The 21426-nt window shown below is 38.8% G+C and carries 18 protein-coding genes; 13 read left to right on the forward strand and 5 right to left on the reverse strand.

Annotated features, from left to right (window positions below; all coding sequences use genetic code 11):
- The first annotated feature begins 327 nt into the window (after nucleotides 1-327).
- The 4 genes from XEN7305_RS05635 to menB all read left to right on the forward strand — a co-directional run bounded on the left by XEN7305_RS05635 (nucleotide 328) and on the right by menB (nucleotide 4830).
- Nucleotides 328-891 (forward strand): 5-formyltetrahydrofolate cyclo-ligase, encoded by a 564-nt coding sequence (locus tag XEN7305_RS05635; protein ID WP_006508392.1) that lies wholly within the window; start codon nucleotides 328-330, stop codon nucleotides 889-891.
- Nucleotides 892-1009: 118 nt separating this feature from the next.
- Nucleotides 1010-2317 carry a (Fe-S)-binding protein gene (locus tag XEN7305_RS05640; protein WP_006508393.1) on the forward strand — a complete coding sequence of 436 codons (1308 nt, stop codon included), beginning with the start codon at nucleotides 1010-1012 and terminating at the stop codon, nucleotides 2315-2317.
- Between the two features lie 36 nt (nucleotides 2318-2353).
- Nucleotides 2354-3421 carry a 23S rRNA (adenine(2503)-C(2))-methyltransferase RlmN gene (rlmN, locus tag XEN7305_RS05645; RefSeq protein WP_006508394.1) on the forward strand — a complete coding sequence of 356 codons (1068 nt, stop codon included), beginning with the start codon at nucleotides 2354-2356 and terminating at the stop codon, nucleotides 3419-3421.
- Between the two features lie 575 nt (nucleotides 3422-3996).
- The gene (gene menB / locus XEN7305_RS05650) at nucleotides 3997-4830 is read left to right on the forward strand and encodes a 1,4-dihydroxy-2-naphthoyl-CoA synthase (protein WP_006508396.1); all 834 of its coding nucleotides are present in this window, start codon (nucleotides 3997-3999) and stop codon (nucleotides 4828-4830) included.
- Nucleotides 4831-4976: 146 nt separating this feature from the next.
- Here the strand turns inward: menB and XEN7305_RS05655 are convergent, their stop codons facing one another.
- A complete protein-coding gene (locus XEN7305_RS05655) occupies nucleotides 4977-5258 on the reverse strand; it encodes a hypothetical protein (protein ID WP_006508397.1) in 282 nt (93 codons plus the stop codon).
- 305 nt (nucleotides 5259-5563) lie between these two features.
- Nucleotides 5564-6163: a DUF721 domain-containing protein gene (locus XEN7305_RS05660; protein ID WP_006508398.1), complete on the reverse strand. Its 600-nt coding sequence runs from the start codon at nucleotides 6161-6163 to the stop codon at nucleotides 5564-5566.
- Nucleotides 6164-6187: 24 nt separating this feature from the next.
- Here XEN7305_RS05660 and XEN7305_RS05665 point away from each other — a divergent pair, with 24 nt between their 5' ends.
- Together XEN7305_RS05665 and XEN7305_RS05670 are read left to right on the forward strand one after the other, a co-directional pair.
- Nucleotides 6188-7582 (forward strand): 2-succinylbenzoate--CoA ligase, encoded by a 1395-nt coding sequence (locus tag XEN7305_RS05665; protein ID WP_006508399.1) that lies wholly within the window; start codon nucleotides 6188-6190, stop codon nucleotides 7580-7582.
- Nucleotides 7583-7853: 271 nt separating this feature from the next.
- Complete coding sequence (locus XEN7305_RS05670; protein WP_006508400.1) at nucleotides 7854-8387, forward strand: pentapeptide repeat-containing protein; 534 nt, start codon at nucleotides 7854-7856, stop codon at nucleotides 8385-8387.
- Nucleotides 8388-8440: 53 nt separating this feature from the next.
- Here the strand turns inward: XEN7305_RS05670 and XEN7305_RS05675 are convergent, their stop codons facing one another.
- Entirely contained in the window at nucleotides 8441-10216 is a 1776-nt protein-coding gene (locus XEN7305_RS05675) for a mechanosensitive ion channel family protein (RefSeq protein ID WP_006508401.1), read from the reverse strand.
- Nucleotides 10217-10570: 354 nt separating this feature from the next.
- On the opposite strand from XEN7305_RS05675, the gene XEN7305_RS05680 reads away from it, so the two are divergent.
- From XEN7305_RS05680 to XEN7305_RS05695, 4 genes are all read left to right on the forward strand, one after another.
- Entirely contained in the window at nucleotides 10571-11071 is a 501-nt protein-coding gene (locus XEN7305_RS05680; RefSeq protein WP_006508402.1) for a hypothetical protein, read from the forward strand.
- Between the two features lie 202 nt (nucleotides 11072-11273).
- Nucleotides 11274-12224: a F0F1 ATP synthase subunit gamma gene (locus XEN7305_RS05685; protein ID WP_006508403.1), complete on the forward strand. Its 951-nt coding sequence runs from the start codon at nucleotides 11274-11276 to the stop codon at nucleotides 12222-12224.
- 101 nt (nucleotides 12225-12325) lie between these two features.
- On the forward strand, nucleotides 12326-12580 hold the full coding sequence (locus XEN7305_RS05690; RefSeq protein WP_006508404.1) for an SPOR domain-containing protein: 255 nt from the start codon (nucleotides 12326-12328) through the stop codon (nucleotides 12578-12580).
- 90 nt (nucleotides 12581-12670) lie between these two features.
- A complete protein-coding gene (locus tag XEN7305_RS05695; protein ID WP_006508405.1) occupies nucleotides 12671-14695 on the forward strand; it encodes a sodium:proton antiporter in 2025 nt (674 codons plus the stop codon).
- Between the two features lie 94 nt (nucleotides 14696-14789).
- On the opposite strand, the gene XEN7305_RS05700 is transcribed toward XEN7305_RS05695, so the two are convergent.
- Both XEN7305_RS05700 and XEN7305_RS05705 read right to left on the reverse strand, forming a co-directional pair.
- On the reverse strand, nucleotides 14790-14978 hold the full coding sequence (locus XEN7305_RS05700) for a hypothetical protein (RefSeq protein WP_040896873.1): 189 nt from the start codon (nucleotides 14976-14978) through the stop codon (nucleotides 14790-14792).
- 77 nt (nucleotides 14979-15055) lie between these two features.
- Nucleotides 15056-15871 (reverse strand): GGDEF domain-containing protein, encoded by an 816-nt coding sequence (locus XEN7305_RS05705; RefSeq protein ID WP_006508407.1) that lies wholly within the window; start codon nucleotides 15869-15871, stop codon nucleotides 15056-15058.
- Nucleotides 15872-16426: 555 nt separating this feature from the next.
- On the opposite strand from XEN7305_RS05705, the gene XEN7305_RS05710 reads away from it, so the two are divergent.
- From XEN7305_RS05710 to XEN7305_RS05720, 3 genes are all read left to right on the forward strand, one after another.
- Nucleotides 16427-16888 carry an ABA4-like family protein gene (locus tag XEN7305_RS05710; protein WP_006508409.1) on the forward strand — a complete coding sequence of 154 codons (462 nt, stop codon included), beginning with the start codon at nucleotides 16427-16429 and terminating at the stop codon, nucleotides 16886-16888.
- A 663-nt stretch (nucleotides 16889-17551) separates the two neighbouring features.
- Entirely contained in the window at nucleotides 17552-17980 is a 429-nt protein-coding gene (locus XEN7305_RS05715; RefSeq protein WP_006508410.1) for a hypothetical protein, read from the forward strand.
- 72 nt (nucleotides 17981-18052) lie between these two features.
- The coding region (locus tag XEN7305_RS05720; RefSeq protein ID WP_202951243.1) for an NB-ARC domain-containing protein at nucleotides 18053-21426 on the forward strand (3374 nt) is incomplete at its 3' end.

Below are 21426 nucleotides of genomic sequence, written 5' to 3' on the forward strand. Positions count from 1 at the left end.
CAGAATCTTTCAATTATTCTTCTTTTGAGTTATCCTAGTTTGACTTAGGATTTTTCTTTTCTTATGTATTTTTGTTCAGGTACTAATTGTCTGTCAAAATTCTTCAAACTATTGATTTGTCTAGGTTCTGGACGTTGTCTCGGGGTTCGTTCCCCTCAACCGCGCATTTACCAATGTATATCTCCTAAATATAAAAGTCAACCCCCTTTCCCAACTTTTTTCCCCTTTTTTCTCTTTTTTCTTCCAAAAATACAAGTGAATCCTTTACCTCCAAAAGCTTTCAGTTATTTTTGTGAAATTTATTTTTTCTGTAAATTAGTTTGATTTATGATGTCTCCCCCAAATAAGGCTCAATTAAGAAGAAAAATATTAAGTCAACGGGAATCTTTTTCTCATGAAGAGTTTCAAGAAAAGAACCTGCAAATATGCGATCGCATAAAATCCTGGGAAGTCTTCTGTGAGGCCAAAACTGTTCTGGCCTATTTTAGTTTTCGTCGAGAGCCTGATCTTATCGCCTTAATAGATAAAGAGAAGAAATGGGGGTTTCCTTCTTGTATCGACAATAATCAGTTGCAATGGCATTCCTGGCAGCCAGGAGAAGCCCTCCGTAAAGGTAAGTATGGAATCAAAGAACCATTGCCCAAACAATCTGCTATTACTGCGGCAGAAGTTGACTTGATTATTATCCCTACCGTAGCCTGCGATCGCTCAGGTTACCGTTTAGGTTATGGTGGCGGATATTACGATCGCTTACTAACTTTGCCCGAATGGAAGACTTGTCCTACTTTGGGGATTGTTTTTGACTTTGCCTATTTAGAAGAGCTACCCAGAGAACCATGGGATATGAAGTTACGATCTGTATGCACAGAATTTTGCCTAGATGAATACTGAAAATTTAATATCCGAGAAGATCATCGAGTCTCGTTACACAAAGATGAGATCATTAGATTCTGTGGGATATGTTGATCTGCAACCACGATCATAAAAACTATAAAATCTTATATATATAATGACCACTAATTTTGATAAGCTCAATCCGCCCAAGCAAGACTTAATTGATAGTTGTGTTCATTGCGGCTTTTGCCTTGCAACTTGTCCTAGTTACAGGGTTATTGGGAAGGAAATGGATTCTCCAAGGGGCAGAATTTATTTGATGGATGCGATCAACAAAGGTGAGGCAAAGATAGAAGAAGCTACTGTTCAACATTTTGACAGTTGTTTAGGTTGTTTAGCTTGTACAACAATTTGTCCTGCTGGAGTAGAATATGATCATCTTATTGCCCAGACTCGTCCTCAATTAGAGAGAAATCAAGAACGCAGTTTCTCGGATAGATTCATCAGAAATATAATATTCAATCTTTTTCCCTACCCCAATCGTTTACGTAGTTTTCTCCCTGGACTGTGGCTGTATCAAAAATCGGGATTGCAAAAAATCCTTCGTGAAACCAAAATACTTGACAAGCTGTCATCTCGTTTGGCGGCAATGGAATCTATACTGCCTGAAGTATCAGCTAATTCTTTTCAAGATAATTTCCCGGAGATCATCCCTGCTCAAGGCAAACAACGTTATCGAGTTGGCATGATTTTAGGTTGTGTTCAAAGATTATTTTTCTCTCCTGTTAATGAAGCAACGGCACGGGTTTTAGCTGCAAATGGTTGTGAGATAGTAATTCCGAAAAGCCAGGGTTGTTGTGCTGCTCTGCCAGAACATCAAGGACAGACCGCCCAGGCGCAAGGCTTGGCCAAACAAATGATTGATAGTTTCCGCGATACGGATGTTGATGCAATTATTATCAATGCCGCCGGCTGTGGACATACCTTAAAAGAATATGGTTCAATCTTGGCTGATGACCCAGAATATCGGGAACCAGCCCAATCTTTTGCTCATAAAGTCAAAGATGTCCAAGAATTTTTAGCAGCTATTGATTTAACCTCACAACTGTCCCCGTTAGCTGATCAGGATTTAACTATTGTTTATCAAGATGCCTGTCATTTATTACACGGCCAAAAGATTAGCTTAGAGCCACGTCAACTGCTTCAGAAAATACCAGGAGTAAAATTGCGAGAGCCTATCGATGCTGCTTTATGTTGCGGTAGTGCAGGAGTTTATAATATGTTGCAGCCAGAAGTTGCCAACGAATTAGGACAACAAAAAGTGAATAACCTATTAAGAACTGGTGCTGAGATTATTGCATCACCGAACCCTGGTTGTTCTCTCCAAATCAAGAAGCATTTACAAACCAAGGATAAACAGCCTCCTGTTTTTCATCCTATAGAGTTATTGGATTATTCTATTCGAGGAATAAAGATTAGGTAATAGGTAATTAGGTGATTAGGGAATAAAGATAAGATAATGAATCAACTATCAACAAAACCAGAAGTTCTCTTGGGAAAGTCTCTTGAAGAATTAACCAGTTGGATCGAAGCGCAAGGACAACCTGCCTATCGAGGCAAACAACTCTATCAATGGTTGTACCAGAAAGGAGCGCGATCGCTGAATGAAATTACAGTTTTTCCCAAGACATTTCGCGAATCTGTTGCCCAGCAAGCTATCGGCCGTTCACAAATTCATTATTGCAGCACCGCTCCTGATGAAACTCGCAAGTACTTACTAAAGTTGCACGATGGCTTAATTGTGGAAGCAGTAGGAATTCCCACTGATAAACGCTTAACAGTTTGTGTTTCTTCCCAGGTCGGTTGTCCGATGGCTTGCGATTTTTGTGCCACAGGAAAAGGCGGTTTCGAGCGTAACCTCAAAGCTTATGAAATTGTCGACCAGGTTTTAACCGTCCAAGAAGATTTTGGTCAAAGAGTTAGCAATGTGGTGTTTATGGGTATGGGAGAACCGTTAATTAATATTGAAGAGGTAGTCTCAGCCGTAAAGTCTCTTAATAGTGATGTGGGAATTGGTCAGCGATCGCTAACCATCTCGACCGTAGGAATAAAAGGTAAAATTCGTGAGTTGGGCCAGCATAAATTACAAGTCACTTTTGCCGTTAGCCTTCATGCTTCCAATCAAAACCTGAGAGAAACTCTAATTCCTAGTGCGCAGCATTATTCCCTAGAATCTCTACTCGAAGAATGTCGGGAATATGTTCAGATTACGGGGAGAAGAGTGACTTTTGAGTATATTTTGCTTTCTGGCGTCAATGACTTGCCACAACATGCTGAGGAGTTGGTTCAACATCTTCGAGGTTTTCAAACTCATGTCAATCTTATTCCCTATAATCCGATTTCCGAGGTTGATTATCAGCGACCTAGCAAGCAACGCATTAATCAATTCAAGGGAATCTTACAACAGCAGAAAATAGCCGTTAGTGTCCGTTATTCTCGGGGTCTTGAAGCTAATGCTGCTTGTGGGCAACTAAGAGTCTCTCAGCAGCAGGCCTCTCAACAGCAGCTCTCTCAACAGCGGGCATAACGCAATTAATGCCAGGAGCATAAGATTCAATCACCCTAAAAGTTTTAGCGCATTGTACTAACAAATAATCACAGCTATTACAAGAAGTACGCACAATATGATTGTCTAAAGAATTTTTTTCAGCAAAACTCCCACAGTTGGGACAATGAATAATTTGTGTGGCAGACATTTTGATTACCTTAGATTACAGTTATATGTTTCATTGATTTGATAAACACCCCTACAGATTTATAATCAGCTGGGGAATACACGAAGACGGAGAATCCAAAAGTTGAATAATTGTATTTTTTATTTGTTAAGTTTTGTTTAATTACAGCTAACTAATGCTTAATAAAAATTAAACAATCTAGGCAATTTATTATTTAAATATAATCACAGTTTAAACTGTTGAAAGTGTTTTAGCTTCGATCCCCATTATAAATACGTCAAAATTCACAGTTCCTTGATAAAGCTTTATCAATTATTTCTAGTTAAAAATGCGCGATCGCTAACAATAAAACTAAGAATAAAAGTCTACTCTCTTACGCTAATATGCCTAAAGTTGCAAAGCAAAACTCTATTAACATCCATAAACTATGAACATTCCTTGGCAAAGAAGCAAAGACTATGAAGATATTGTGTATCAAAAATGGGATGGTATTGCCAAAATTACAATTAATCGACCTCATAAACGCAATGCTTTTCGCCCTAAAACTGTTTTTGAAATGTACGATGCTTTTTGGGATGTCAAAGAAGACAGCAAGATCGGCGTCGTACTATTAACTGGTGCTGGACCTCATACCGATGGCAAATATGCCTTTTGCTCTGGTGGGGACCAATCTGTTCGAGGAAAAGCTGGTTACGTAGATGATGATGGAGTACCTCGCCTAAATGTTTTGGACTTACAACGATTGATTCGTTCCTTACCAAAGGTGACTATTGCTTTGGTAGCTGGTTATGCAATTGGTGGTGGTCATGTTTTACATTTGATTTGCGATCTGACTATTGCGGCAGATAATGCCATTTTTGGTCAAACTGGCCCTAAAGTTGGGAGTTTTGACGGAGGTTTTGGCGCTAGCTACTTAGCCAGGATTGTAGGACAGAAAAAAGCGAGAGAAATTTGGTTTCTTTGCCGCCAATACAAAGCTCAAGAAGCTTTAGCGATGGGTTTAGTTAACCAGGTGGTCCCAATAGATGAATTGGAACGAGAAGGAATAAAATGGGCTCAAGAAATTTTACAAAAAAGTCCGATTGCTATCCGCTGTCTAAAAGCTGCTTTTAATGCCGATTGTGATGGTCAAGCTGGATTACAAGAATTAGCAGGAAATGCCACCTTGCTGTACTACATGACGGAAGAAGGCTCTGAGGGAAAACAAGCTTTTCTAGAAAAACGTCCCCCAGATTTTCGCCAATATCCTTGGTTACCTTAAAATAAGTTGTTAGTTTTTGGAGCTCAGGTTCTAGATTCAATTTAATTTTTGATCTCTAACTCCGACAGACCGAAGGTCTAAGAGCTAAAAAGCAGAGCTCCGATAAAAACTTGACATTAATTGATATTAAAAGTAACTTTGTTTTTTTATAAAGTTTTATTAGTGGTTGTGCCAACAATTTCTTTAGGACTAGAATTAACTGTTAAAGGTGATTTATCGGCATATTTCAAAGAAAAAACGGTTTCTAAATGAACAATCTCTTCTAATTTTTTTAAATTGTTTGGAAAAGGGGAACAAGCTAAAGTACAGGCTTCCCAGTTGCTATTAACTGGTACACTTAACTTCTGGCAGGTTCCACCCCTGCGGCCCTCTGGTCGGTAAAAACTACAGTGGCGGCAGGAAGAACTCGAATCATTAACTATCTTCATTGGGATCGTAATTGCAAAATAGCACTTAGTCCATATATGTGTGTGTTGTTCACAATTGTGCTTCTTAGTGATCCCCGCAAAAATAGAAGACAAGTATTGATGACATCTAGGTTCTCGCGATCCCCGAGATCTTTTTTCTTTAATCTTTTCTTTATTATTGGTTAATAAAGAGATACAAGAGAATAAAAAAAATCAAAAATTGTATCCTAAATAACAGAAGAGATAGCGATCTTTTTGTTAAAAACTCTTGCAAACCCATAGGGGATCACCAGGAAACCTTGTGCTTAAACCTCAAGACAATATTTTTACTTTTCACTATTACTATTAGAAAACGTTGTAGGACGATATTCTAAGTACTTTTCCTGTGCCATACAATGACAACATAAATTCCAGCGTTCTAATTCTTTTTGTGGAGTTGGGGAGTCACAATTAGGACAAAAAGGCAGCGTTTGCGATCTCATTTTCACTTGTTCTAACCAATTTTGGAGGCTTGCATTAGCCTTTTCTGAAGGGGAAATATTGGTTGCTAATTCAACTTTATGTGGTGAAGAAGCCGCGCTTCCCTCGCTATTCCCGAGCTTTTTCGGCAAATCATCCTGATTATCCTGAATAATAATATCATTCCACCGAGCAGGGGCAAAACGGATGTCCTTAACCTCAAAATCTAAGTACTTATTCAGCTTTTTTGTCAACGAATATCTCTGTAAAGTAAGTTCTTGTGCCCAAACCGCACTCGAAGTGGCTATCCCGAGGATTTCTCTGGAAAAATAGAGAGGGCGTGTATTTTGTAATATTTGGCGATTAACAACATTGCGCCAACATTTTACTAATTGCTGATACTGCCTATATTCTTGATATTCTGGCTGCTGAGTAATTTTGCTTAATATTTTGTCTAGAGGCAGCATGAGATAAAGGATGAGGGATGAAGGATGAACGATGAGGAAAGAGAGTCATTATTTGAGAATTTACAGGAATGGGAAAATTCTCAGGGACTAGTCGGATTTTCTAGTTACAATTTATCGCGATCGCTCCAGGAATTTTCTACTCAGTTACAAGATTTAAAATCTCAGACTAAAACTATTCCCAAAATAATCTTAGTAGAATCAGATCCCCCGAGGTTTATAGTTTATTTTTTTGCGGCCATTCTCTCAGGAGTTGATTTATTTATTTGTGATCCTAATTGGCAAAATCAAGAATGGAAACAAGTTTTTAATTTAGTAAACCCCGATCTGATTTGGGGAACCGACCTCAACACAGAAGATTTTAGTCAACAAGATAGAAAAATTAACCTGAGAAGAAAAGATCAAGAACAATATATTATTGGAATTTCCACCGGTGGTTCTTCAGGAAAAATTCGTTTTGCAACTCATACATTATCTAGTATGAGCGCTTCTGTCTCTGGTTTTACCAGATATTTCGCGATCGCAAAGGTTAATGCTTGTTGTACTTTGCCTCTCTATCATATAAGTGGCTTAATACAGCTATGGCGATGTTTTATGACTCAGGGGAAATTGGCAATTTTTCCCTATCAAGCTCTTAAACAAGGACAATTGCCAGATATTAGCCCAGAGAAGTTTTTCATTTCTCTAGTGCCTACCCAATTAAAATTTTTACTAGATTCCAATCCCGACTGGTTAACTCAATTCCACTCTGTATTGTTAGGTGGGGCTCCGCCTTGGCGATCGCTAATAGAGCAAGCTAGAGATTACAAAATAAATTTATCTCCCACCTATGGCATGACGGAAACTGCCTCTGGAGTAGTTTATTTGAAATCGCAAGACTTTTTGAATCATAATAATAGTAGTGGTCAGGTTTTGCCCCATGCCCAAGTAGGCATTATCGATCAGCAGGGAAAACGATTAAATCCTGGACAAATTGGAACGATCAAAATTAAGGCTGATTCGTTGCATCATGGTTATTATCCTAATTTTAGGACAACAAAAACTTTGATTACTGATGATCTGGGATATCTTGATGGTCAAGGTTTTCTCTATATAGTTGGCCGGAAAAGCCAGAAAATAATCACCGGAGGCAAAAATGTCTTTCCTGCTGCGGTGGAAAATGCGATTTTAGCTACAAAATTAGTCCAAGATGTTTGTGTGATTGGTCTAGAAGATGAGCAATGGGGACAGATTATTACCGCAGTATATGTACCTAGAGAAAATTTTAATCTGGACTTACTAAAACAAAAATTACAATCACAATTGAGTAAATACAAACATCCCAAAAATTGGGTAAAAGTTAATTCTCTCCAGCGCAGCGATCGCGGAAAAATCAATTATCTTAAGCTAACTCAAATCGCTCAAAAAAAATTACAAAGTTAACTAATGACAAATTAAAACTCTGGATCAACTAAGTATTTTAGACTAAGAAACATAAGGGATCATAGATAAAAGACAAAAATGGGTACCATGTCTAGTTTTATCTAAAATAAATAGTAACGTTTTATTTATTTATTTATTTATTAGAAATATTTGATTAGAATATAGTAAACACAAGTGTATTGTGTGTTAGCACCTGAAAGAGAAAGGTGTTGATTTTTTATTGGTATTTTTATTAAACAATTAGGTTTAATCAATCGGAGGAAAAATTACCATGCAAGTTACAGAAATTCTTCGTCGCTATCGAAAACAAGAATTGGATTTTACTGGGGTGAGTCTTCATTCTGCTAACCTTAAAGCTGCCAATTTATCTCGAATTAATTTCACTAGGGCAGACTTGAGTGGTGCTGATTTGAGCAGTTCTGATTTAAGTGGAGCTTGTTTAAGTGAAGCTAACTTGACTAATGCGGATCTCAGAAACTCGAATCTAGTGGGTGCAAACTTGACAGAGATTAATTTAATTGGGGCGGAATTAGAAGGTGCAGATTTGAGTGGCGTAGATTTAAGTGGTGCCGACCTGCGTTGTGCTAATTTGCGGAATGCTAAATTATGCAGTGCGAATTTAACCGATGTCGATCTTAATGGTACAGATTTGACTGGTGCCGATCTGACTGATGCCAAATTGGCAGGAACTGATGTAACGGTTGCCGAAACTCAAGGTGCGCAAATCAAGGAATGTTCTTTGTACATGGGAATTAGAACTCGCGCTAATACATCTCACCACTGGGTTACTTGGTCTGGGAATTAGAGAAAAAATGTATATTTTCGCGGGATTTAGTAGGGGCGATTCGCGAATCGCCCCTACTCTGGCGGTTGTTGCTGATGGTCTTGATGAGCAGATTTTTTGAAGATCTGAGTGAAAGGATTTACTCGGAATCCTGGTGCGAGATAGTCTTGAGGTAAATAGTCTTCGGGAATTGTATTTTGATTGCCGTCCCTGAGGGCTGAATATTGGGGAGACAGTATCTCAATACCCACTTCGTTGCATTTGTCTTGAATATTTTGGTGCAGTTGGGAGTAAATATCAGGCATTAATGAGGGTTGATTGGTATAGGCATTTAATTCATAGCTTACGGAAAAATCTCCGAGGGCAGTTTGCAGTACGAAGGGGGCAGGCTGGTCTAAAATCAAAGGACTAGCTAGAGCAGCTTCAATTAATACCTGATGTACTTGACGCCAAGGGACATCGTAACCAAGCGTGACAATAGTATGAACAATTAAAGGCTGCTCAATATCCCGCATCGCAGTGGTGAAGTTTTTGATGTTGCTAGTAATGAGATTGGCATTGGGAATGGTGATTATCTCGTTCTTTGTGGTGCGAATACGGGTAGAGAGAATAGTTTTTTCGAGGATATCACCTTTAACATCAGCTATTTGCACCCGATCGCCAGTCTGGAAAGCACGAGTGTAAATAATAATAAACCCGCCCACTAGGTTTGCGATCGCACTAGCCCCACCCAAGGTGAACAACGCCCCAACAAAAATAGAAATGCCGCGAAATGCGGGAGAGTCGGCACCAGGCAATAAGGGAAAAATTACCACCAAAGAAAAAGCGCCAATTAAAGTCACCACAAGTCTTTCTGTCGGCCGGGCCCAATCTTGATAAAAGCCAGGAATTGATAATGTGCCGCCATCTATCGCGTTGAAAATTATTTTACAAAAACGAATAATGTAAGCAGCAATCAACACTGTTAGCAGAATGGAAAAGAGATTTGGCAAATATGCGATCGCCGCCCGACCCGCATTCAAAAATAAGCTGTAGAGATGGTTAAAGATCGTGTCACCCAATTTCTCAGTTTGGGGCACATAACGAGTCAGCAAAGAAAAATAGATAAACAGAATCAGCGTTACAATTCCCCAGTACAAGAGTTTCACTAAACCCAACAACAAATTGGCCTCTTGATCAACGGAAAATATTTGTAAATTCTGAATCTTTAGGGGGCGAAACAGACTGGTTTTCCAACTTTCTATTTGGCGGTAAATACGATTCAATATTTTCTTGAGCAAAACTAGCAGCAACAACATGGCTAGGACTTCTATGGCTGCGGAGATAATGCGTCGTACTGGTATTTTTACTTCCTTTTGTTCACGGTACTTTGCGATCGCAGTTTTAACTTTTTGAAGATATTCACTCGCCAATTCATCTAAAGGACGATTTGCCGCTTGAGCATCAGCTTCGATTAGGGTAAAAACTGAATTTTCCTCTGTGGCGATGACTCTTAGACCTTCAAGTTTGACAATTGTTAGAGAATCAATCGGAATCACAAAGTTGTTGGCGATGGCTGCAATTTCTTGAGTCGCACGTTCTGCTCGCTTCTTGGCAGAAAAACCTTGAACCTCAGAACTGTAAGTGAAGAGTGTCTCGCCATTAAAGGTGACAGGAGAATCTTGTTGATCAGTATTTTCTGAAGTTGTGGGTGCTATTTCGCCTTGGCTTGGCAAACTATTTTGTGCTTGAACAATTGTGATACTAGGCTTTCCATTGATTACTCCGTTAGAGAATAGCAAGGGAATTCTAATAACAATCAGAAATGTGATTAACCCTAATAATATTAAAGCCTGCCAATATTTTTTCATGATTCTGTTGAGGATCAGAATTAGATGTTTTACTCTGATTACTTAATACTACAACAAAATTTCTAGAAAGTTATTCGTTTCTTCTACAGAGAACCAGATATCGCAGAAGTTCTTGAATAAGTTGCGAATATTAACGTCAGCTCGACGAATTTTCCTTGTGCTTAAATTTACCAAGTTGAACGACGAAGTAATAGGCTTTTCCCTAGATCCCCAAATCCCTAAATCCCCAAGTCCTTAATTCAAAACTAGTAAATTTTGTGCCCATCGAACTCAGATTAATATTACGATTTATGAGACAGATTCTCTGGAGATCAACCAGCAATCGTACAATGGAATTCGTCGGGTAACATTACTATGACATCTAACAAAGATAATGACAGAAATGATGATCGCGACCTAGCGATCCAACGCGAAATTCTCTCAGGCCGAAAATTTTCCCTAGCCGAAGCAATTGGCAGAGAAGGTGGTTCTTTTCTTAAAGGGGATTCTCCAGTACCAAAGCAGCTACAAGCGATCGCAGAAATTAATAGTTTTGTCAAAAAAAATCTCTCTGATCCATCAGGGGCATTAGTTGTGGTTTTATCTACTTGGGTCAAGACGGATTTAAGGGTAGTCGAAAACCTTGACTCACCACTGGTTGCTTTAAGGCAAATTCTTAGCTCACTGATCGATAACCAAAACTTACTCTACGAATTCGTGAGACAAGTTGATTTTAGATGGGGACAGATATATGACGAACGACCTTATTTTCAACAGCCAGGACAAGCTGCTCATCCTAATGATGAATATACCCATGAATCGGTACGCTTACAGCTCATAGAACTACTAGATATAGTGAAATCCCAAAATCAGTAGATAATTAAAAATTAATAAGTAATTTTTGAGATACCCCAATGATTCAGTAAATTTAGGTAGGGTTTGCTCGGACTACTATCATTTTAAATGAGTATTTATTTTTTAGTGAGATAATCTAAAAAAATCACCAAAACTTCCTATTTCCTATTTTCTAACACCTATCTCAAATATTTCATATTGAATTAATTCTAGGTGCTCAATTATGGCTAATCTTAAAGCAATTCGCGATCGCATTAAAACGGTCAAAAACACAAAAAAAATCACAGAAGCAATGCGTCTAGTCGCCGCTGCTAAGGTGCGTCGTGCTCAAGAGCAGGTTTTGGCAGGTCGTCCTTTTGCAGATTCGCTGGCACAGATGTTGTATTTGCTTCGTTCCTATATCAGATTTGAGGAAGCAGGCTTAGAGTTACTATTAGAGAGAGAAGTTAAAACAGTAGGCTTAATCGTCGTTTCTAGCGATCGCGGTCTTTGTGGCGGCTACAATACCAGTGTGATTCGTCGGGCAGAAGAACGGGCCCAAGAAGTTAAAGCATCTGGGTTAGACTACCAATATATTTTGATTGGCAGAAAAGCGATTCAGTATTTTCAAAATCGTAATCAACCGATCGCCTATACCTATGATGGATTAGAACAAGTTCCCACAGCACCCGAAGCATCGTTAATCCAAGACGGCTTGCGATCGCTGTATTTGTCAGGCAAAATTGACCGCGGCGAGCTAATTTACACTAAGTTTGTCTCATTAATTAGTTCTCGCCCTGTGCTGCAAACCTTGTATCCTCTTGATCCTACGAAGTTAATACCTGATGGCGAAACCTTGCGACTGATTACCCAAGAGGGTAAGTTACAAGTTCAAGTGGAAAGAGAAGAAGTTCAGATTGTAGAAGAAGGAATCAAAGCACAATTAATTTTGGAGCAAAATCCTGCCCAACTACTAGACTCGCTACTGCCTCTGTACATACTCAATCAATTGTTGCGAGCGCTGCAAGAATCGGCAGCTAGTGAATTGGCAGCGAGAATGAATGCCATGAGCAATGCTAGCGAAAATGCAACAGAACTGATTGGTTCTTTGACTTTAAGTTATAACAAAGCCCGACAAGCAGCTATTACACAAGAACTTCTAGAAGTTGTAGCCGGAGCAGAGGGGCTTAGATAAGGGATGAGGGATGAAGGATGAGGGATGAGGATTTGGTGAACTAGTAGATTTTCTGCTTCATACCAATAAATTAGCAACATCATAGAAAATAAATCATAAAAATGACTAGTAACAGCAATCAACCCCAAGAAAAATATGGCGTCTACCGAATGACAGGGAAAACAAGCGGTGGTTTGGTTTATCGACTTGTGGAAGGCCCTTATACGGAAAGAAAAACAGCTATTCGTAAAGCCGATGAACTCAATGCGAGTGAACCAGAATCTTATTTTGGCTATGTTGTCAGCGAATATCAAGGAGAATCTTGGTCTCCCGAAAGACCTAGTAGCTTCATGATGGAAAAAGACAATGGGGAATGAAATTTCTATTTAAAATTGGATAAACTCTCATTGGGAAAGTCAAAAGTCAAATACCCATTACCCATTACTCATTACCCATTACCCTAACGAATGCCTCATAATTTACTCTTAAACACTGAGATAGATATCTTGGTTTTACTTCTGGTTGCTTGTTTATCAGCGATCGCGTTTAAAAAAATTAACTTCCCCTACACAGTAGGCTTAGTTATTGTCGGCTTAATCCTGAGCTTTTTAGCCAGAAATGTTGAAGCATTAGCAGTTATCAATACTTTTAGCCTTTCAGAAGAGCTGATTTTATTTATTTTTGTCCCGCCCTTAATTTTTGAGTCGGCCTTAAATATGGACAGTAGGTTACTACTACGGAATCTTCCTCCCGTATTAATGCTAGCTGCTCCTGGGTTGCTAATCTCTACTGCTATTGTGGGTACAATTTTGGCTTGGCTAACGCCTTTGACTTTGGGTCAAGCATTATTGTTTGGTAGTTTGATTTCTGCTACTGATCCTGTGGCGGTGATTGCTTTGTTTAAAGAACTAGGCGCACCGAAACAATTAGCGATCTTAGTCGAAGGAGAAAGTTTATTTAATGATGCCACCGCGATTGTCACATTCAATATTATCTTGGGTATCATTGCCGCAGGAGCAGTCGGAGCAGAGGCAATTCAAAAAGGTGCGATCGATTTTCTAGTTTCCTTTATCGGAGGAATTGCGGTCGGGGCAGTATTTGGTTATGTCATGCGTTGGGCCATGAATCTGGCAAAAGAGAATTCTTTGCTATTGTCTACTATTACTACCATTACAGCCTATGGCGCTTTTTTAATCGCTGACGAATTGCTTGAGGTTTCTCCTGTAATGTCAGTCGTTAGTGCAGGTTTAGTAGTAGGTTGGTATAAATCTAATCGTTTAGAGGCAAAAACTAGGGAATATGTCAGTGAATTCTGGGAATATGCTTCATTTTTGGCTAACAGTCTGATTTTCTTGCTGGTCGGCATTACAGCTTCTAGCTTTGGGTTTTTCGAGCAACTTAGTCAAACTCAGGTTTTGTTGACTAGTTTGGGTATTACAATTGCTACTGTTTTAGCAGCTCGTGCCATTGTAATTTTTACTTTAGTGCCTCTTGTGAATCTTTTCCGTGCAGAGAAAATTCCCTTTAGCTATCAGCTAGTGGGGTATTGGGGTGGTTTGCGCGGAGCTGTCTGTCTGGCATTGGCCCTCAGCATTGATGCTGAGTTTCCCAATCGAGATTTGATCGTAATTTTAACTTTGGGCATAGCTTTGTTTACACTGATCATCCCTGGAACTACTGTCGGCAAATTGATCCAAAAACTAGAGCTCAATCGACCTTCAGTTTTGGATCAGGTAGGAAAAGCGCTAGCTACAGTTATTGCTAAGCGAGAAATAGTCAGGCAATCTAGTGACCTCGAAAATATTGATTTCTTTTCTCCTACTGTTGTCGAAAGGTTCACCCAAAAATATCAGCAGGAAGTGGGCCAAGCGGAGCAAGTTTTAATTAATTTCCGGAGTGAGCTGAATTTGAGTAAAACTGAAATCCAGCAAGTAGTTTGGTCAGAAGCATTGGCGATCGAGCAGCAGGTGTATTGCGAACTTAAGGATCAAGGTTTTATGTCCAAGCCAGTTTTGGCACAGTTGACCTTAATGATGAATTTAAAAGGAGATGCGGTACAGGCGGGGAATATTCCTCCAGAATTACCAATGGTTGAAACGTTGGAGACTCGTATTAGTAATCTGTTAATCAAGTTATTTGATGGTAGCTCTTGGACACAGCAAATTCAGACTAATTTAACTGTGGCGAACTATGAGTATCTCACCTTTATTGACTATGCTTGTGAGCAAGTGCCACTTCGACTGCGAAATTTGGTTAGAGATAGTGGAATTCCTGGCCCTGCCCTTGAAGGCTGTGCTGGTTGCTATGAAGAGATTCGACAAGAAATAACTAAGCAAGCGGCGGCTATTGTAGAAGAATATCCTGAGCTTGCGATCGCATTGCAGACAAAAATTAGCGATCGCTTTGCCCTGGTTTCCCAAACTCGAACTATTGAGCGTTTAGCTTCTGAAGGGGTGATTAGCGAAACTGTAGCAGCTCAAATTGGGGAGTAATCTTTAATTATTTAGTCTTAAATTTTGGGATATGGATAGGTTCTAAAAATTCGATTTTGATTGGAGGTTACGAGTGATCGCCTTTCCCCAATATTTATTCAATAGTCACATCAGACAATAAATCAGATATCTCTGAGCTCATTTCTTCTGTGTAGGGCACAAGAGAAGTAGGTTCTTTAATTACTTTTTTTATCAAAATATTGAGGAAAAGACTCAGAGTAAAACTTTCAGATTCATCTTTTGCTAGATTAATGGAATAGTTTTTGCTTGATTTATAAGTCATTTTCAGTGACAGCATTCTTGTTTGTTAGCAATGTTATTACATTTTATTATTAACGTTTGGAGCTACTTTCCATTAATTTAGACTAATTGATGTTTCAAACCATCTTTGCCACTATTTTTAACTTGATACATCAAGTTATCTACTTGTTCGAGCATATAATCTACAGAGTCTGGTGATTTTAAAAAGGTAATAGCTCCCATGCTAAAACCAACATCAAAAGAATTATCCTGAGCTGCCTGGGTTAATTTTTTTTGAGTCCGCTGTAAAACTAACTCTGCTGGTTGATAGTCTGTTTCAGGTAGTAGCAATGCAAATTCATCACCTCCTAAACGAGCAAAGATATCAGTTTCACGAAGGCTATTGCAGACAGTGTCGGCTATTAAACATAGCAGCTCATCTCCTCTAACATGTCCAAAGTCATCGTTAACCCGTTTGAAATTATCAACGTCAATATAAACCAGAGTCAAGCAACGTTGATAGCGAAGAGCTCGTTTACTTTCAACTCTTAAAATTTCCAAAAAATAACGCCGATTGTAAATTTGGGTTAAACCATCAATACGAGCTAAATCTTTTTCTCGTTCGTAGGCATCTTTGAGAGCGGATAATAAATAAACTACTATTAGAAATACAGTTAAGATTACTAGAGTATTCCATGTGAGTAATAAAATACTTAAATCTGTCTTAGCGATATATTCAGCAAGATACCAAATTATGCCACTAACTATTGAGAGTAAAACTCCAGGAGTTCTGGACACATATCTAGTAACAATAAATATCGGAATTAGATAACAAATAGATAAAGAAATGTCGATAGTAATTAAGTAATCAATCAACCCAATTACCAAGACAGTTAAAATTCCAATGGTGAAAATTTTAGGCTTAGAAAGAGACATTTAGATAAGATTTTAGTTCTGCTTCAATAACTTTTGAATAAAGCAAAGCATAAAGATTATTTTAGTAGGTAAAAATTGATTGCTTATGTTCAAAATAACTAACAATGCTGAATTGCTACATCAGTGATTTCCGAGAATTTCAACAAATTCATGGTAAAAAATACCTCAATCGACAGCAGTTAAGGAATAAGAAACTTTTTTGGCTATATCCCTTACAATACTGTTCGGTTAAGAACTAAGGAGGAGGCTGGAGGCTGAGTATCTAAATGATAAAATTTTCTATAGTTATTTAGACTTCTTGCCAAATCGGAATATGGAACCTTTATCGGTGATCGCGATCGCAACCTTAGCTTTTATTTCCCGCATAGCTGCGGAAACTGAGATCGCAAAATTTGTAGAATAGAAAGCTAATCCTTCTAGCGCGATCGCTCATGGTATCTTCTTAAACAAGAGCGTCTAACCTTGGAAAAACTTTGCTGATTGATTCTTTGTATAGTAAAAGTAATCTTGCAGAAATAAAATCACTTTAAATAACTTATTCAAACTATATTTATCATGTCAGTTTCTCAGCTATTCGATGTTGCCAATATCTTTGTTCTACCGTTTTGGTTTTTGATGATTTTCTTGCCCAAATGGGGAATAACCCAAAAAGTAATGGATTCTTTGCTGCCATTTGTCGCTTTAGCTGGTTTATATATTTACCTTTTTTCAGGGACAATTACCGCAGAGTCTGCGCAAGCTTTGGCTGATCCTGGGTTGGCAGATATCGCTCGATTTTTCTCTGATGAGAGAATTGCTGCTACAGGATGGGTTCATTTTCTAGTTCTTGATTTATTTGTTGGGCGCTGGATTTATTGGCAAGGGCAAAAAACTGGTGTTTGGACGTTTCATTCTCTGGCTCTTTGTTTGTTTGCGGGACCAATTGGATTGCTTGCTCATATTGTTACGGCTTGGGTTACGAAGCGATTTTTCTCGACTTCTGAAGAGGGGGAATCTGCTACTGTTGCTACTTCCTAAATAATTTAGGGTTTCCTCAAAGTTAATAATTTTCGTCTCAAAATTATCTAATCAAAGCCATAAATGCAATTGGGGGACTAGCCCCCCAAACCCTTACAAGGGTAGGTTTTTTACTTTTAATGTAAAGTTTGATTAAAAACATTGAAAATAAAAAGGCTAGGAGAAATTTTGAGACACTTATTGTTCAAAAAAAACTTTTCTATTGGCGTTTTGATCTAGTTAAAAGTTGTTAATTACTCCTTTGTAAAAAGTCTACCCCTGTGAGCCCCCCAAACCCCCCACTGGTGAGCTACGCCCGCCCCAGGCCCCCAGCGATTTTTTGACACGTGAGTCGGGAAGATTTTTGATGTTCCTGTAGGTTGACAAAAGTTATTAACGTTATTCTTAGGGTTGTTATGAGCAAAATAAGTCGACAAATAAATACAGTAATAGTAAGAATAGCAATAAAACGAGCGGTCGCATTACAGAAAAGTGATCGCAACTAGAGTGAGATTCAAGATTTTTCGATCAAAACAGATTACTAGTACCGCTGCGCGGAAGTCAAAAGTCAAAAGTTTTTGAGAGTAAGGGTTTCAAGCTTTTCTAGTGGTTGTTGTATTTACACCCATGCCCACTAGTTTGCTACAATTTTCATAGTTATTTGGAATTTACCTGAAATAAAGAATGGAACCCTTATCGTCTCTAGCTATTACAACTCTGGCGTTTATTTCTCTAAAAGCTTCGGAAACGGTAATTGAGAAATTTACAGAGACAGCTCTTACGAAGGCCAATGAATTAAGGGAAAAGATTTGGCATAAATTGCAAGGTAATTCAGCAGCGAAAAAAGCTTTGCAGGCAGCACAAGATGGTTCAGAAACAGATTTAGAAGCCGTGGCGGATTATCTAAAGATTGCGATGCGAGAAGATCCAGAGTTTGCTGAAGAAATTAAGGTATTGGCTGAAGAAATCGAGGCGGAAAAAATAGAAGATCAAAGCGTTTGGAAAATGATTATTAGAGACCAAGGTACAGGTTCTCAAATCGAAAATAGAAATACGGGTGGAGAAAACTACAGTGGAAATATCACCATTAATAAAATAGATAAACAATATTGACTAGAGCCGTCCGAACGGGAACGGACAAAGTTAAATCCTCCACAAACGAATAGGCTTGTTCAAGCTCCTCCGTTGCCAAGTCATTTTGTGGATCGTCCTGAAGTTAGTGCAGATCTGAAGCAACGGTTATTAGCAGATTCAAATAATCATTCAGGAACTTTGGTGATTAGTGCCATTCAAGGTTTGGGGGGAATTGGCAAAACGATCTTGGCTCAAGCTTTGGCTCATGATCCGCAGGTACAAGAACGTTTCCGTGATGGAATTCTGTGGGCGACTTTGGGTCAGCAACCTGATATTTTGCCTTTGCTCCAAGGTTGGATTGTTGCTCTGAAAGATTACGATTACAAACCAACAACTGTTAAGGCTGCTTCGAGTCATCTCAATAGTTTGCTATATGACAAAGCTGTTTTATTGGTGATAGATGATGGTTGGAATACCGAAGATATTGAACCTTTTCGGGTTGGTAGTGGTAATTGTCAGGTGATTATTACGACTCGTCGAGCTGATGTGGCAGAGGAAGTGGATGCTCAGCTTTATTCGTTGGATTTGATGAATGAAGAACAATCTTTAACGCTGTTGGCGAGGCGTTTAGGAAGAGAGTTAGCGGAGGAAGAAAAAGCAGACGCTCAGGATTTGGCAGCGGCAGTGGGATATTTACCAATTGCCCTTGATTTGGCAGCAGCGAGGGTTGCGAGGGGAAAATCTTGGTCAGATTTAAATTCGGCTTTGACGGCAGAGATTGCTCGTTTAGAAGTACTGGAAGGTGTGCGTCGTCGGAGTAAGAAGGAAACTCGTTTGGAAGCATCTTTTAATCTCAGTCTGAATGTTTTAAGGGAAGATTTTCCTGAAGCTTGGGAAAGTTTTGTTTGGTTGGCAGTGTTACCAGAAGATGTCAGTATTGCTGCGCCGATGGTGGCAACTTTGTGGCAAGTAGAGGTGGCAGAAGCAGCGGATAGGTTGGAACTGTTTTGGAATGATGCTTTATTGCTGCCTAGTGTTCCTGTGAGAATTGGAACGGAGGAATGGGCAAGTTATCGGGTTCATGATTTGCTGCATGACTTGGCAATTAAGTGGTTAACTACTAAGAAAAGTCCAGGATTAGGATTAGCTATTCCCGAGGCTCATGATATTTTATTGGAGCGTTATCGAAATAATTTGGATGATGGAAACTGGCACAAGGTAGTTGATGATGGTTATATTTGTGAACGCTTGACTTGGCATATGGAAAAGGCGGGAGCTATTGAGGCGATTCATCAGCTTTTACGAGAAGAAACAGAGTCAGAAAAAAACGGTTGGTATACAAAATGTGAAAGCTTGGGGAAAACAGCTATTTTTGTGGGAGATGTGGCTCGGGCTTGGAGGTTAGCTGAAGCGGAATATGAGACGAATCCTTCTAGAGCGATCGGTTTGCAATGTCGCTATGCTTTAATTACTTCTTCGCTAAATACTATGGCGGCTAATATTCCTCCAGAATTAATTTCTGCATTGGTGAAGAAAAAGATATGGACTCCTGCTCAAGGATTAGCATATGCTCGACAATTGCAATCTTTAACTCAGCGAGTGGAAGCACTTAGCAAATTAGCTTTATACTTTCAAGATATTTGGTATGAAATATTAGAAATATCCAAAAACATAAGTTCTGAATCTGATAAAACTTCTGTGCTCAGAAAACTCTCACCTAATATACCCAATAATTTATTATCTCAAGTATTAGAGGACGCACAGAATATCATAAACAAATCCTATAGAGTAGCAGTGATAAGTAGTCTATTACCAGGATTACCTGAAAATTTACTGTTACAAGTATTAAAAATAGCAAGGAATATTGAAGATAAATCCTATGAAGATGAATCTTACCGAGTAGATTTACTAAACTCACTAACACCACACATACCTAAAAATTTACTACCAGAAGTTTTACACATAGCAAGAGCACTTGGGGATGAATATCGACGAGCTACAGTATTAAACTTATTAGGGTCATATTGGCCTGAGATTTTGCCGGAAGCTCTAGAAACAGCATATCAAATAAAACATGAACCTTCCCGAACCAGTGCACTAATTTCCCTAGCACAACATCTACCTGATATTTTGCCAGAAGCTTTAGAAGCAGTATTTAAGAAAAAAGATGAATCCGCCAAAACTACTCTACTGATAGCTCTAACACCACACCTACCTAAAAATTTGCGATTACAGGCTTTAGAAGTGTCGAGGAATATTAAGGATGAGTCTTTGCGAGCAAGATTACTAAGTAAATTAGCTTTGTACTTTCCAAAGATTTTGCCAGAAGCCTTAGAAGAAGCAAAAAAGATTAGAGAAGAATCTTATCGAGTATCGGTAATAAGTTCTTTGATCCCACAGTTGCCTGAGGATTTACTACTAGAAGTACTAGAATCAGAAAAAAATATCGTTCATCAAACCTCCCGTGCAAGAATACTAAGTGAGCTTGTTCCCTATCTGCCCAAAAATTCACTGCCAGAAATACTAAAAGCATCACATAATTTTGAGAATGAAAGCAATCTCGCTACCGTATTAGGTTCTCTAATCCCTAATCTACCAGAGAATTTATTATTGAAAGTTTTAGAAAAAGCCCATCATATCAACAACAATTATCACCGAGCAAAAATATTGAGTGTTCTCGCAACTAAGCTTAAGCGACCTGAGATTTGGGTAGAGGTTATGGAAGCATTGCGAAACCTTAAAGTTGAATACTCTCTAGTCCCAGTGCAAGAAGCCTCTCTAAATCCTATACTAAGTGAGCTTGTTACCTATCTACCTGAGAAGTTACTTTTAGAAGTCTTATCGGTAGCAAGAGATATTGGTGATGAATTTTACCGAGCAAAATTATTAAATTCTTTCGTTTCTGAGCTACCTAAGATTTTAAGAGAAGCTTTAGAAACGGCAAGAAATATCAAAAATAATGTTTCCCGAGCTGATGTTCTAAGTGAGATTGTCCCTCTAGTGCATGAAACTTCATCTGAAGCCTTAGAAGCGGCAAGAAATATCAGTTACGAATTGCACCGAGCATCTGCATTTAGTAACCTCGTACCTTATCTAACTGAGAATTTACTTTCAGAATTACTAATAGAAGCACGAAATATAAGCCATAAGCCTTACAGAGCAATAGTATTATGTGACATCGCATTTCAAATGCCTGAGATTTTTCCAGAAGCCCTAGCATTGTCCAGGAAAATAGAAAATGAAACTTCTAGATCTAGAGCTTTTATCTCCTTAGCACCGCAATTGCCTGAGGCATTACTCCCAGAAGCCTTATCCGCAATACGAGAAGTTACAGATGAATACAACCGAGCAGTTGCATTAAATTCTATAGCAACTCGTTTACCTGCGATTTTCGCAGAAGCCTTATCCTCAGCACGAAAAATTAAAGATAATTATAAGCGAGCAGTTGCATTAAGTTCTATAGCAACTCATTTACCTGCGATTTT

It is taken from the genome of Xenococcus sp. PCC 7305 (genome assembly GCF_000332055.1).
Lineage (GTDB): Bacteria > Cyanobacteriota > Cyanobacteriia > Cyanobacteriales > Xenococcaceae > Xenococcus.